The sequence below is a fragment of the uncultured Nonlabens sp. genome, assembly GCF_947495285.1.
Classification (GTDB): domain Bacteria; phylum Bacteroidota; class Bacteroidia; order Flavobacteriales; family Flavobacteriaceae; genus Nonlabens.
On record NZ_CANLXZ010000033.1, the window covers coordinates 24,780 to 38,693 of the forward strand.

The 13,914-nt window shown below is 36.2% G+C and carries 13 protein-coding genes; 8 read left to right on the forward strand and 5 right to left on the reverse strand.

Annotation, left to right across the window (positions count from 1 at the left end):
* Position 1 precedes the first annotated feature (1 nt).
* The 5 genes from Q0838_RS12270 to nqrF are packed head-to-tail and all read left to right on the forward strand — an operon-like array spanning position 2 to position 4,600.
* Positions 2-1,177 carry an NADH:ubiquinone reductase (Na(+)-transporting) subunit B gene (locus tag Q0838_RS12270; RefSeq protein ID WP_298955554.1) on the forward strand — a complete coding sequence of 392 codons (1,176 nt, stop codon included), beginning with the start codon at positions 2-4 and terminating at the stop codon, positions 1,175-1,177.
* Between the two features lie 2 nt (positions 1,178-1,179).
* The gene (gene nqrC, locus Q0838_RS12275; protein ID WP_298955557.1) at positions 1,180-1,905 is read left to right on the forward strand and encodes an NADH:ubiquinone reductase (Na(+)-transporting) subunit C; all 726 of its coding nucleotides are present in this window, start codon (positions 1,180-1,182) and stop codon (positions 1,903-1,905) included.
* 45 nt (positions 1,906-1,950) lie between these two features.
* On the forward strand, positions 1,951-2,652 hold the full coding sequence (locus tag Q0838_RS12280) for an NADH:ubiquinone reductase (Na(+)-transporting) subunit D (RefSeq protein WP_298955560.1): 702 nt from the start codon (positions 1,951-1,953) through the stop codon (positions 2,650-2,652).
* Between the two features lie 19 nt (positions 2,653-2,671).
* On the forward strand, positions 2,672-3,286 hold the full coding sequence (gene nqrE, locus Q0838_RS12285) for an NADH:ubiquinone reductase (Na(+)-transporting) subunit E (RefSeq protein ID WP_298955563.1): 615 nt from the start codon (positions 2,672-2,674) through the stop codon (positions 3,284-3,286).
* A gap of 27 nt (positions 3,287-3,313) precedes the next feature.
* Complete coding sequence (nqrF, locus tag Q0838_RS12290; RefSeq protein ID WP_298955587.1) at positions 3,314-4,600, forward strand: NADH:ubiquinone reductase (Na(+)-transporting) subunit F; 1,287 nt, start codon at positions 3,314-3,316, stop codon at positions 4,598-4,600.
* A 133-nt stretch (positions 4,601-4,733) separates the two neighbouring features.
* Here the strand turns inward: nqrF and Q0838_RS12295 are convergent, their stop codons facing one another.
* The 4 genes from Q0838_RS12295 to Q0838_RS12310 form a co-directional block, all read right to left on the reverse strand.
* Positions 4,734-5,138 carry a RidA family protein gene (locus Q0838_RS12295; RefSeq protein ID WP_298955566.1) on the reverse strand — a complete coding sequence of 135 codons (405 nt, stop codon included), beginning with the start codon at positions 5,136-5,138 and terminating at the stop codon, positions 4,734-4,736.
* Between the two features lie 83 nt (positions 5,139-5,221).
* The gene (locus Q0838_RS12300) at positions 5,222-6,616 is read right to left on the reverse strand and encodes an NAD(P)/FAD-dependent oxidoreductase (RefSeq protein ID WP_298955569.1); all 1,395 of its coding nucleotides are present in this window, start codon (positions 6,614-6,616) and stop codon (positions 5,222-5,224) included.
* A gap of 230 nt (positions 6,617-6,846) precedes the next feature.
* Complete coding sequence (kynU, locus tag Q0838_RS12305) at positions 6,847-8,109, reverse strand: kynureninase (protein WP_298955572.1); 1,263 nt, start codon at positions 8,107-8,109, stop codon at positions 6,847-6,849.
* Complete coding sequence (locus tag Q0838_RS12310; protein ID WP_298955574.1) at positions 8,109-8,777, reverse strand: selenophosphate synthetase; 669 nt, start codon at positions 8,775-8,777, stop codon at positions 8,109-8,111. The genes kynU and Q0838_RS12310 overlap by 1 nt, the downstream gene beginning before the upstream one ends.
* 103 nt (positions 8,778-8,880) lie before the next feature.
* Here Q0838_RS12310 and Q0838_RS12315 point away from each other — a divergent pair, with 103 nt between their 5' ends.
* The gene (locus Q0838_RS12315; protein ID WP_298955577.1) at positions 8,881-10,173 is read left to right on the forward strand and encodes a multidrug effflux MFS transporter; all 1,293 of its coding nucleotides are present in this window, start codon (positions 8,881-8,883) and stop codon (positions 10,171-10,173) included.
* Positions 10,174-10,308: 135 nt separating this feature from the next.
* On the opposite strand, the gene Q0838_RS12320 is transcribed toward Q0838_RS12315, so the two are convergent.
* Positions 10,309-11,205: a hypothetical protein gene (locus tag Q0838_RS12320; protein WP_298955580.1), complete on the reverse strand. Its 897-nt coding sequence runs from the start codon at positions 11,203-11,205 to the stop codon at positions 10,309-10,311.
* 123 nt (positions 11,206-11,328) lie between these two features.
* On the opposite strand from Q0838_RS12320, the gene Q0838_RS12325 reads away from it, so the two are divergent.
* Together Q0838_RS12325 and Q0838_RS12330 are read left to right on the forward strand one after the other, a co-directional pair.
* Positions 11,329-12,024: a response regulator transcription factor gene (locus Q0838_RS12325; protein ID WP_298955582.1), complete on the forward strand. Its 696-nt coding sequence runs from the start codon at positions 11,329-11,331 to the stop codon at positions 12,022-12,024.
* A gap of 2 nt (positions 12,025-12,026) precedes the next feature.
* Positions 12,027-13,517: a HAMP domain-containing sensor histidine kinase gene (locus tag Q0838_RS12330; RefSeq protein ID WP_298955584.1), complete on the forward strand. Its 1,491-nt coding sequence runs from the start codon at positions 12,027-12,029 to the stop codon at positions 13,515-13,517.
* The last annotated feature ends 397 nt before the right edge of the window (positions 13,518-13,914 follow it).

Below are 13,914 nucleotides of genomic sequence, written 5' to 3' on the forward strand. Positions count from 1 at the left end.
TATGAAATGGGTTAGAAAAAAATTAGACCAAGCTAGAAAGCCATTTGAACCTGGGCAAAAATTAGAAAAATTTGCTCCAGCGATTAATGCTTTTGATACTTTTTTATACACTCCTAATCACACCACTAAAAAAGGAGCGCATATACGCGACGTGGTAGATTTAAAGCGCACAATGATTACTGTTGTGTTTGCTTTAATTCCAGCCCTTCTTTTTGGAATGTGGAATACAGGTGCTCAATACTTGTATCAGGATATGGGATTAGATAATGTCACAGATGTCCCTTTTTGGGATGCCTTTATAGAAGGGGCGATTTTAGTAATGCCACTTATATTAGTAAGTTATATAGTAGGACTTACTATAGAATTTATTTTTGCGATCTACAGAGGTCATGAAGTTAATGAGGGTTACCTAGTAACTGGTTTACTTATACCTATGATTTTTCCTGTAGATATTCCATTATGGATGCTTGCTATCTCAGTTGCTTTTGCTGTATTAATAGGTAAAGAAGCATTCGGTGGTACAGGAATGAACATCTTGAATCCTGCACTTACAGCACGTGCGTTTGCATTCTTTGCATACCCACTGTATATGTCTGGTAATGCAATATGGGTTCATCAAGGTGCTACAGACGGTATTTCTGGAGAGACTATTTTGGGGACTCTTGCACAAGGTAAGTCTGTTGCTTATAGTTTCTTTGACGCTGCTGCTGGATTTATTCCAGGTTCTGTTTCAGAAACATCTACCATAGCAGTTCTAATAGGTGCTGCTATTCTTATACTTACCAAAGTAGGTAGTTGGAGAATTATTCTTAGCGGTTTTGTAGGGGCAGCAGTTATGGGGCTCATATTTAATGCTTTTGGATTAAATGCCTTAATGGAATTTAAATGGTATATGCACTTAGTAGTAGGTGGTTTATCTTTCGGACTTGTGTTTATGGCGACTGATCCTGTTAGTGCCGCTCAAACTATGAAAGGAAAGTGGATTTATGGTTTCCTTTGTGGTTTCTTTGGTGTTATGATACGTGTATTTAATCCTGCATATCCTGAGGGAATTATGCTTGCCATTTTATTAATGAATGTATTTGCTCCTACCATAGATCATTACGTTATACAAGCTAACGTCAATAAACGTAAAAAACGCCTTGCAAAAGCAAAGTCAAATCTTCAAACAGCTTAGAAATGGATAGAAATTCAAATGCATATACATTTTTATTTGTGATACTGCTTATTGCAGTGGTAGCAAGTACGTTAGCATTAACAGCTACCTCGTTACAGCCAGCACAAGCTGAAAACGTTAAAAATGAAAAAATGCAAAATATTCTCGGTACAGTAGGTATCGAGGTAGTAAGAGATAGTGCTCAAATTCCTTTTGAGAAGTATATCGTGCAGCGTATTGCTTTAGATAACAAAGGGAATGAAAGAACTGAGGTTAATGCTTTTGATGTTGATCTTAAAAAAGAATTGAAAAAGCCAGTGGCTGAGCAATCTTTCCCGCTTTATGTAGCAAATGTAGAAGGATCAAAATACTATATAGTACCTTTAAGAGGTAAAGGTCTTTGGGACGCTATATGGGGTTATGTAGCTTTAAAAGACGATGTAAACACAATCAAAGGTGCCGTATTTGATCATAAAGGTGAGACTCCTGGATTAGGAGCCGAAATCACTCAAATGTGGTTCAAAAAAGCATTTGATGATGAAAAAATATTGGATTCATCTGGTGAGTTTGTAGGTGTTTCTGTTGCAAAAGGATACCAAGGTGGAGATAATAAAGACGATAATGCTGTAGATGCTATTTCTGGTGCTACCATCACAGGTGACGGTGTTACTGACATGATTTCAGAACGTCTGGTAAACTACCTTCCTTACTTTAAAAATAAGACTAACGTTAAAGTTGCTTCTAATTAATTAGGATGTTAAGCTTTCGCAAAAGCGAGATAAAAATCACCAATTATGGCTGAAAATAATAAAATAACTAAAAAAGAAGATCTAATACTTTTCTTATCTGATACAGATGAGAGAGAAGGTCTTTTAGGTAAGAAGAACAGAAAACTACTTTCTGACCCACTTACTGATAACAATCCTATAACTGTTCAAGTTTTGGGAATATGTAGTGCACTTGCAATTACAGTTAAACTTGAGCCGGCAATTGTTATGTCTCTTGCGGTAATGGCGGTAATGGCATTTAGTAATATGATTATATCATTATTACGTAATTTAATACCTTCACGTATTAGAATTATTGTTCAATTAGTGGTCGTAGCCGCTTTAGTAATTCTTGTAGACCAAATATTAAAGGCCTATGCTTATGATGTTTCTAAGCAACTCTCGGTATTTGTTGGTCTAATTATTACTAACTGTATTGTGATGGGGCGTCTAGAGGCATTTGCACTAGGTAATGGTGTATATAAATCTTTTCTTGATGGAATAGGTAACGCTGCAGGTTATGCTTTTATACTTATCCTTGTAGCTTTTTTCAGAGAGTTTTTAGGATTCGGTAAATTATTAGGTTATCAGATCATACCGCAGTCATGGTACGATGCTGGTTATTCAAATAATGGATTAATGTTGTTATCACCTATGGCATTGATAACTGTTGGGCTTATTATATGGGTGCAACGCAGTCGTAGTAGATCTTTAATCGAACAAAATTAATTTTAAGAAATAGAATCAAATGGATTTAATTAACCTTTTCGTAAAAAGTATTTTTATTGAGAACATGGTTTTTGCCTATTTCTTAGGTATGTGTTCTTACTTGGCCGTTTCAAAGTCGGTTAAGACAGCAGTCGGTCTAGGTGCTGCAGTAGTATTTGTATTAGGTATCACGGTACCTATTAACTTCTTGTTAGATACATACTTATTAAAGCCTGGTGCTTTAGAATGGTTAGGAGCTGACTATGCTTCCGTAGATTTATCATTCCTTAGTTTCATCATGTTTATTGCTGTTATTGCAAGTATGGTACAATTAGTTGAAATGGTAGTAGAGCGTTTTGCTCCAGCATTGTATGGAGCTTTGGGTATCTTCCTTCCATTAATTGCGGTAAACTGTGCTATTTTAGGTGGCTCTTTATTTATGCAACAAAAGGATTTTTCAGGAATTTCAGAAGCTGCGACTTATGGTGTAGGAAGTGGAATAGGATTTTTCCTCGCTATTCTTGCAATAGCTGCTATTCGTGAGAAAATAACTTATTCTAATGTGCCAGCACCGCTTCGAGGGTTAGGTATTACATTTATTATCACAGGACTTATGGCTCTAGGGTTTATGAGTTTTATGGGTATAGAAATTTAAAAAGAAAACAACGTTATGGATTCAAACATGATCACAGTTTTAGCAAGTGTAGTTATTTTCTTAACACTTACTTTACTATTAGTATCTCTCCTTTTAGGAGCAAAATCTAAGTTACTTCCTTCGGGACCAGTTACCATTAATGTAAATGGGGAAAAGGATATTACCACAGGATCTGGAAGTACTCTTCTAGGTACTCTAGGAGACAATAAATTATTCTTACCATCAGCTTGTGGTGGTGGTGGTACTTGTGTACAGTGTAAATGTATCGTTTCTGAGGGTGGTGGTTCTATCTTACCTACAGAGGTGCCTCATTTTACAAGAAAAGAAATCGCAGCTGGATGGAGATTAGGTTGTCAGGTTAAAGTAAAGCAAGACATGAAGATCGAGATTCCAGAAGAAGTTTTTGGTATCAAGAAATGGGAAGCAGAGGTTGTCCGTAATTATAACGTGGCCTCTTTCATTAAAGAATTTGTAGTACTTCTCCCAGAAGATATGCATTATGAGGCTGGTGGTTATATTCAAATTGAAATCCCTAAGTGTGAAGTACGCTTTGAGGATATGGATATTACTGCGCACCCAGAGGAACATGAAACGCCAGATAAATTTCAGGCAGAATGGGATAAGTTCAACTTATGGCCGCTTGTTATGAAAAACAGTGAAACTGTAGAAAGAGCCTATTCTATGGCTTCTTTCCCTGCAGAAGGTCGCGAGATCATGCTTAATGTACGTATCGCTACGCCGCCATGGGATAGAGCAAAGAATGGATGGATGGATGTTAATCCTGGTGTTGCAAGTTCTTATATTTTTAACCAAAAGAAGGGAGATAAAGTAATTGTTTCTGGACCTTATGGAGAATTCTTCATCAATCATTCAGAGGCAGAAATGCTTTATGTCGGTGGTGGAGCAGGAATGGCGCCTATGCGTTCTCACTTATATGAATTATTCAAAACATTGAAGACTAACCGTAAGGTGACTTACTGGTATGGTGGACGTTCTAAGAGAGAATTGTTTTATATCGAGCACTTCCGCTCACTAGAACGTGAATTTCCTAACTTTAAATTCTACCTAGCTCTTTCTGAGCCTGCAGAGGAGGATAACTGGAAAGTAAAAGAAGATATTCATGGAGAAGGAGATGGATTTGTAGGATTTATTCATCAGGTTGTTATTGATCAATATTTGACAAAACATGAGGCTCCAGAAGATTTAGAAGTTTATTTCTGTGGACCACCATTGATGAATAATGCGGTAGGTAAAATGGCCGAAGACTTTGGTGTAGATCCTGAGAATATTCGTTTTGACGATTTTGGAGGATAGTAACCTTTCCTATTATTTAAAAAGCCTGATCTTTTAAAGATCAGGCTTTTTTTGTGTCTTTAATCAATTTCATGTGGTACACTTTTATAGGATATGAATCGATATAAGACCGCTAGAAAAAAGTAGTTTGTCTCTAAATAGGTTTATAAGCCATGGCCTTTATTTCAATTAATAAATGTGGATGTGGTAATTGATGTACTGCAACCGTCGTTCGTGTAGGTCCGTCATAATCAAAGAACCGACCATAAGTTTCATTATAACCTCCAAAATCGTTCATATTAACCAAGAAACTAGTCACATCTACCACATCTTTTAAGGATGCACCTTCTGTTCTTAAAATTGAATCGATATTTTCTAGAACCGTGGCGGTTTGTGCTTTGATATCTAGATTAGTCGTTCCCATTTCATCTACTTCTACACCAGCAAAAGTGTTGTCTTTTCTACGACTACTAGTTCCAGATACAAATAGAAAATCTCCCACACGTTTTATATGTGGATACTTGCCTCTAGGTCTCGCCTTGTCTTTTAATACTGCCATTGTTCTGTTTTTACTTAATCTATATTCTAGCCTGATTCAAAGGTCTTGGAGACCTTTGAGGTTGGCTACTTTTTCGATTTTATTTATCTGCGCAACCACAACACTTCTTCGGTCTTGCGATTGATTTTAGTAAGTAATGATTCTAATTCGTCATTCACGGTTATATCTCCATTTTCTATCAACCATAAGATTGCTTTGTCTTGAGCACGTCCTTTAAGCATGGCCTCTTCATACCCTATTCCTTTTTCGGGAAATGTAACTAGTGAGTATTTTGATTGGTATTCCGCTTTCGCGAAAGCGGATTCTAAACGCATCTCAATCTGACGTTTTATTTGAAAATTAGGGTTTGCAACGCTATCTCTCATCTCTACAAAGTTGTCCAAAGCAAGATTTGCTATAGCATCTGCATCTGGTTTTCTAGTGTTATAGAATGAATCGAATGTATCTGCCCAAGTTTTATTTGCATCAATCATTTTATCAAAGACAAGCACATCTTCAAAACTCGCATTCATTCCCTGTCCATAGAAAGGTACGATAGCATGCGCGGCATCGCCTAAAATAAGACTCGTGCCTTTTGCTGTCCATGGAGAACATCGCACAGTACCTAATGGTGGCGATGGGTTGGTTTTATATTGTTCAATAAGATCTGGAATGTGCTCCACGACATCATTAAAGTATGTGTTGAAAAAGTCTTTAATCTCTTGATCTGTATTTATGTTATTAAACGATGGCCCATCACCATCGTATGCCATGAATAAGGTAAGCGTAAAACTGCCGTCTAGATTAGGTAAGGCAATCAACATAAAACCACCACGTGGCCAGATGTGTAGAAAATTCTTTTCTATGCGGCACTGTCCATCTTCAGTAGGTGGTATTCTTAATTCTTTATAACCATGGGGTAACCAATTCATACTGTGAGAAAACAAATAATCTCGCTGGCTCATCATCGCTTTACGTATAACAGATCCTGCACCATCTGTTCCTAGAAGGATATCTGCCTTCCATTCCTTTTCTTGATCATTTTCAGAATCATAATAAGTAACAGAAGCTTTTTCTAAATCAACAGCTGTAACTTTATCATCAAAATCTATTTGAACATTGTCATATTTATCGGCTTCGTCTAGTAAGAGTTTATTGAGTTCTTCTCTAGAAATGGAATTGATGTATTCTCCATCGCGGCCACTGTAGTTAGAAGCAAAAGTGTTTCCTTCTACATCGTGAATTAATCTACCATTCATAGGAATGCATAACTCACGGACCTTTTCTTCTAGACCAACTAATTTTAAGGCAGCCAGACCACGATCAGAAAGTGCTAGGTTGATAGATCGCCCACCATCTACAGCAGCTTTGCGCATGTCAGGCCGTTTTTCTAGTATATCTACGTGATATCCTCGTTGCGCCAGTCGTAATCCTAATAAGGAACCGCAAAGTCCTGCGCCAGTGATGAGGATATTTGTTTGTTTATTGTTTGTTTTCATGGATGTGGTATGTAGTAGTTAGTACAAAGTACTTAGACTTAAGTGTTTTCTTCACTGCTGGTAGACTTAAATATGACGTTTTGAAATGATTCTGTCATCTACGGTGTTTTTTTATTACGTCTACTGAAGTCCGGCTATTTAGATCGAGAATTGAATAAGTTATTTTGAAAACAACTCATTTTCGGCTATCGCTCAAACTGATTTTTTGAAAATTTCCTCATTCCTTAAAATTACATCTCATTCTTCAAAACCTCCACAAATCTCCAGCAATCTTCAAAACTATTGTATAATGGTACAGGCGCAATTCTAATCACATCTGGTTCGCGCCAGTCTGCGATGACTCCTTTTGCGGTAATAGCCTCAAATAATGATTTATCGGCATGTTTTACAGCTAGTGATAATTGACATCCACGATCTTTTGGGTTACTAGGTGTAATAATCGATATGCGGTCGCCTTCTAGATTATTTAATAGGTGTTCTAGATAGTTAGTAAGTTGTATAGATTTTTTTCTCAAGTTGTCAAATCCTGCTTGTGCAAATAAATCTAAACTAGATCGTATCGCTACCATACTTAAAATAGGCGGATTAGAAAGTTGCCAACCTTCGGCACCATACATAGGTTCAAAGTCGTCACGCATTTTAAATCTAGTGTCTTTATTGTGTCCCCACCAGCCTGTAAATCGTGGTAGTTTTGAGTTGCTTGCATGACGTTCATGTACAAAACAGCCACCTAAACTACCAGGACCAGAGTTCATATATTTATAAGTACACCACACGGCAAAATCTGCCCCAGAATCGTGTAATTGTAAATCTACATTTCCTGCTCCGTGCGCACAGTCAAATCCTACCATCGCGCCAGCATTATGTCCTAATTCTGTGATTTTCTGTAAATCAAAAAACTGTCCGGTATAATAATTAACCGCACCTACCATAATCAGGGCAATCTCATCACCTTGTTCTTTTAGCAAGTTTTCTAAATCTTCTAGTCGTGGTGTGTGCTCGCCATCACGTGGGGACCATTCTATAATATGTTCTTTATCATCGTAGCCATGAAACTGTACTTGTGATGCAACGGCATAGCGGTCACTAGGAAAAGCATCTGCTTCTATGATTATTTTGGTACGTTTACCTTTAGGCTGGTAAAAACTTACCATCATAAGATGCAAGTTAGTAGTAAGTGTATTCATGATGACTACCTCGTGTGGCAGTGCACCTACAATTTGTGCTTGTGTTTCAGTCAAGAATTCATGATAAGGCATCCAGGGATGCTGTGCATGAAAATGACCTTCTACGCCTAGTTGTGCCCAATCATCTAGTTCTTGATTGAGAAAAGTTTTGGTCTGATGCGGTTGCAAGCCCAGTGAGTTGCCACATAGGTAAATACTGTTGGTTCCATCGGTATGTTTTGGGATATGGAAGCTTTCGCGAAAGCGAAATAATTCATCATCGCGATCTAATTGAACTGCAAAATCTCTGGTGGGTTGAAAATCCATTATTTAATAAATTCTATGTTTCTCAAATAAATGCTCGTCATGCGATCTGGTGTGCGGTGATCTCTCGCAATGGTCACGCCGTTATAGGTTTCAAACTTTTCAAAAGTAGTCATCATATGAACGGTTGTATCATTTCCTTGATGATAGGTCCATTCTTTTAATTTGTAATCCTGATCATAATAAACGTCATAAGCGTCGCCTGGCGTGTAACCACCATCACTACTATATATGATGGTAAACATGTCTAAGGTGTCCTTAGAAATAGGTGCGACAGCATTAGTTTTTTCAATTATTTTTGTGCCTTTATCTGTAGTGAATTTAAATTCTGGAATTAACCAATATACGTCGTTTACAAAAGCACGATCTGCACTTTTCTGAATACTATCCATTGCCGAATTACGGTTGTAGGTTACCGTATCAGTTTTGGTTTTAAGGGTGACGTTATTTGTTTTTTTATCCCATAACCAGTCACGCTGGTACAATGCACGACCAGCTTTACCTACCTCAAAGGTGAATTTTATTTGTGATATACTGTCCCAATTTTTAATTCCAGCTTCCTGTGCTATTTTTTCTACGGTAGTTAGCGATGGCTTAACAGTGAGTTTAGAGTCTGGTTTACAGCTAGAAATAATTATTATAAGTAATGCCAGTAGTACAAGTTTTTTCATTAAAAATATTTTGGTACTAAAATACGACATATCTACAGGTTATGAAATGGTAAAGCTTTGTGAATTATCGGTCATAGGAATTAGGAAAATGTAATTTTGTGTCATGAAAGTGAAGCTGGTAGAAAAGAATAAGATGAGTAAAGGACGCCGTGTGAGCATTATACTGGTTTTAGGTACTTTAATTGCAGTAGGGCCTTTTTCTATAGATGCTTATTTACCAGCTTTTAAACAAATAGCTGGAGATTTTCATGTAGATACTAGCAATATAGGAATTACGCTAACTACTTATTTTATAGGAATAGGTATAGGGCAACTAGCTTATGGTCCATTAATGGATCGTTACGGCAGGAGAAAACCATTAATCTTTGGGCTGTTACTTTATATACTTACCAGTTTTTTGAGTGCTTATGCATGGGATGTTACTTCTCTAGCTACATTAAGATTTTTTACATCTTTAGGAGCTTGTGCAGGTATGGTGGCGAGTAAAGCGATAGTTAGGGATTTATTTGATAAAGAAAAAGTAGCAGATGTTCTTTCTACACTAATGCTCATTATGGGTATTGCCCCTATCATCGCTCCGACTATAGGTGGTTTTATTATTCAGAATTATCATTGGGAAATTATATTTTATGGATTGGCTGGTTTTGCTACATTAATGTTGTTTAATGTGCTTTTCATTTTGCCAGAAAGTTCTATTCCTAATAAAGAGACTAGTTTACATCCATTACCTGTTTTACGACAATATATAGGTATTTATAAAAATAGAGACTTCTTTATATTCTCAACCACTCGAGGTTTTGTGATCGGTTTATTGTTAGGATATGTAGCAGCGGCTCCCTTCATTTTCATGGAGTATTTTGGGATGAGTCAGGAGAGTTTTGGTTATATTTTTGGGAGTAACGCAGCAGGATTAATAATAGGCAGTCAGTTAAATCGTTTGTTTTTAAAGCGTTTTACTACATTTCAAATTACTTATGTAATAAGCATGTTACTTGTTTTAGTTACAAGTTTCGGTTTTATTTATGTCTGGAATTTCACACCTGCATTTTGGGTAGTTTACCCAACTCTGTTTTTAATGATGATGTTGATAGGTTTTCAAAATCCTAATGCTACAGCTCTTGCTCTTAATCCGTTTACACAACGTGCTGGTAGTGCCAGTGCATTTGTAGGTGCTGTTAGTATGATTTTTGGTTCTATCGCGAGTTGGTATGTCTCTCGATTTGTTACTGTTTCTCTATTTCCATTATTTGCCATGTTAACAATTAGTGCATTTATGGCGCATATTGCAGTAGAATATTTTAGAATGAATTATGCTAGTGGATACGCTTTCGCGAAAGCGTATTTAAAACATCCATATATGTTGAAAAAGAGAGAGGAGCGCATGTCCGATTATTAAGATAGACTAGTCACAGGTCATGTTCTAGCTTATAGAATTCTATTAAAATCCAAAAACACTGAACATTTTATAAAAGAAAACGCTCTATGAACTTTAACATAGAGCGCTTTCAAACTAACTAACCAACCAAAAATTTTATCTAGAAACTGTTCCTGTAGGGAAATTACTAGATATGTTATTAAATGTTTGCGCATTAGGTGCTGTGTCTGCTGTTGCTATTTTTGCAAGAGGTTTTAATGTAAATGGCGCTGCAGAATTATCTGGAACAGGCTCTACAGTAATCACGACATTACGGCCTACTACACTAAAAGGAAGTGATTCACCTGCTGGTAGATTATTAAAGAAGTCTTCTCCAGGTACAGGAGGTCCTGCGTTATTTTCAGTTCCTGAAAAGATGTTTCCTGAATCTACTGCAGAGAAATCTGTAAAAGTACCGGTAGATAATGGTCCTGCATCACCTATAACCCATCCTTCATACACCCATCCTGCAGGAAGAGTAGGTAATGTCGCGTCAGCAGTAGGTGGCATTCCAGGAAGACCCAACCATACACCATTAGTGTCGTTACCATTATTTGCAGTACCTGCAGGCTCATCTGTAGGTGTTCTTAGGAAAAAAGAACCAGTTGCTGTAGAGAAATCTCCAGGTGCTGGACCAAAGTTAGTCGATATAATGGCGTCATTATTATTAAATGCTCCTGCTAGATATTTAGAAGCTGCTGGTGCAGGATCGTTGTCTGGACTAGGTTCTATGGTTAAAATAAATGCCGTTGCAGCATCTAGTGTTTCTGTAGCTACAGGAAAAGTAGTTTGACTTAAATTTCCAGTTCCATCCACTGTAAACACACCAGTTGTTACTGGAACATTGTTTACAAGAACCCAACCTTCATATGCAAATCCAGAACCTAAATCTTCTAGTCCGTTGATGTTTAAAGTGAGATCTTTGTTTAAATTAGTAGTGCCCGCATCATCGTCGTTTGAGCATCCTGTAATGGCTAAAACAGCAAGAGCTGCAATTGATAAGTAAGTTTTCATGTATTTTGTTTTAATTTTACAGTACAAACTAACTCTTATTTTATCTCAATTATATAACGATAAATTCAACTTTTGAAAATAATTCGTGAATATTTTGTGATATACTTTAACTTGTTTTGAATTATGGAAAATCGCATACTTATTGTTGAAGATGATTTAGAAATCGTCGGATTACTAGAAATACATATGAAGGATCTTAACGCTACAGTAGATAGTGTTAATGATGGGCGTTCAGGACTTGAAAAAGCTCTTGCAATAGACTACGATTTAATCTTGCTAGATCTTTCTATACCTATTATCAATGGGGTAGAAGTATGTAGGGAACTCAGAAAAACTAAAAACACACCAGTTATAATGGTAACTGCAAAAAGTGAGGAGATAGATAAAGTATTAGGCCTAGAAATAGGTGCAGATGATTATATAACTAAACCCTTTTCAATAAGAGAGTTAAAAGCTCGTGCAAAGGCGGTTATGAGAAGAAGTGAAAAATCTGCGGTAAGTTCTACAGGAGAATTAGACATGGACTTTGGAGATTTGAAAATTAATGTAGAAATGAGACGTGTAACTCTGGATGGTCACAAAGTAGAGTTGTCCCCAAAAGAATTTGAGCTTTTAGTTCTCCTAGCAGGCCACCCAGGTAGAAGTTATACCAGATCGGAATTGTTAGATGTGATATGGGGTTATAATTTCTCAGGTTATGAGCATACTGTAAATTCTCATGTGAATAGATTGAGGGCCAAAATAGAGCCAGATATGTCTCACCCTATTTATATATTAACTACTTGGGGTATAGGTTATCGTTTTAATGAAGAAATATAATAATGAATAAACAATCCACTTTAACGCCTAAATTAGTATTTAAACTATGGTTTGCACTTAGTGTTTTAATAGTCGGGATGGCGATTTGCTATATTCTAATTACTAATTATTACTCTAATCAACATCATTTAGCGACTCAGCAAGAGATTAATTCTCCATTAGCTCAACATCTCATTAACGAGAAATTTACAGAAGAGACACCGCCTTTTTTAGAAGATGGAAATGTGAATAAAGCCGTTTTTGGAGATTTAATGCATGATATGATGGCTATTAACCGCAGTATAGAAGTTTATATGTTAGGCGAGGATGGCGAGGTACTTTATTCTGTCGTACTGGACCATGATGCTGGGGAACCGTCTCGATATATAGATACTAAACCTATTAAAAACCTATTGGCTAGTGGAGGTAAAGGCTTTTGTTTAGGAGATGATCCTAGGGATCCTGATGAGAGAAAGATATTTTCGGTAGCTCATTTTGAGAATAAAGTTAGAAATGGTTATATATACATTATTCTATCGGGAGAAGCTTATCAAACGGCAAGTGCAAATATATTTAGTAAATACATTAAGAGTTTCGGTTTAGGGGCTATAGGGCTTACTACTGTTTTTACTCTATTGATAGGACTCGGTGTTATCTGGTTTTTGACTAAAAATCTGAGAAAAATCACTCTTGTGGCTAGAAGGTTTAAAGAAGGAGATCTTGATGCTCGCATCAAAGATCCTGAGAGTACGGACATATCTGTTTTTGCTCACACTTTTAATGAGATGGCAGATACCATTAATGAAAATATGGAGGAGATAAAAAATGTAGATGAATTGAGAAGGCAGCTTATTGCAAATGTTTCTCATGATTTACGGACTCCGCTGGCAATTCTAAAAGGTTATGCAGAAACACTACAAGAAAAAAGTGAGATTTTAGGTAAAGAGGAAACGCAAAGATATTTGGGCGTAATTAGTTCCAATAGTGATAAGTTGACTAAGCTAGTGGAGCAATTGTTTGAGTACAGTAAATTAGAAGCTAAACAAATTGAACCTTTGATGGAAAAGTTTTCAATTACAGACCTTTGTTTAGACCTTGTATTAAAGTATCAATTAGTTGCTAAAGAAAAAAGTATAGAACTGTCTTTAGACGTAGATCAAAATAAAAATATAATGGTGTATGCTGATATTAGTCTAATAGAAAGGGCTTTACAAAATCTTCTAGATAATGCATTTAAATTTACACCTGAGAATGGAGTCATTAAATTAAAACTGGACGATACTAGTGGAAGGTGCAAAATAGCTGTAAATGATTCAGGTATAGGAATAGCTCCAGAATTGCAGAGTTCTGTTTTTGATAGATTTAAACAAACTAGTGAAGGTTTTAACAAAGATGGTGCTGGTTTAGGGTTAGCTATCGTTAAAAAAATAATTGAATTGCATAACTCAACAATTGAGGTGTATAGTAAGCATCATATAGGAACTGAATTTACTTTTGTATTACCTAAAATTTAATTAGTCTAAAGTGTTACGTTTATCAAATTAATTGAAAAGTAATCTAACCACTGACTTTTTTTATTATTTATATATTTTAATATACTTTATAACAATTAGTTATGGGTGTTCTTCCAATTTAGTTTAGATTTTATTAATAAAAAGTTAGGAGGTTAAAGAAAAAGGGTTGTATATTTGCAGCCGCTTAGGAAAACAGATATATGTTTAACGAGGCAAAAGTTCTTCGAATAAGTTAAAGGATCAGTTAGTAAGTCGTGAAGATTTGCAGTAAGATTTTAGCTATTATGTTTGATGGAGTTCATTGAGATATTGACAGCACAAAAAAAATATTTATTGTTTTACGAAGCATTAAATTTAAAAATAAAATAGACACAAAGCTAATTAAGTGGTTTCGATA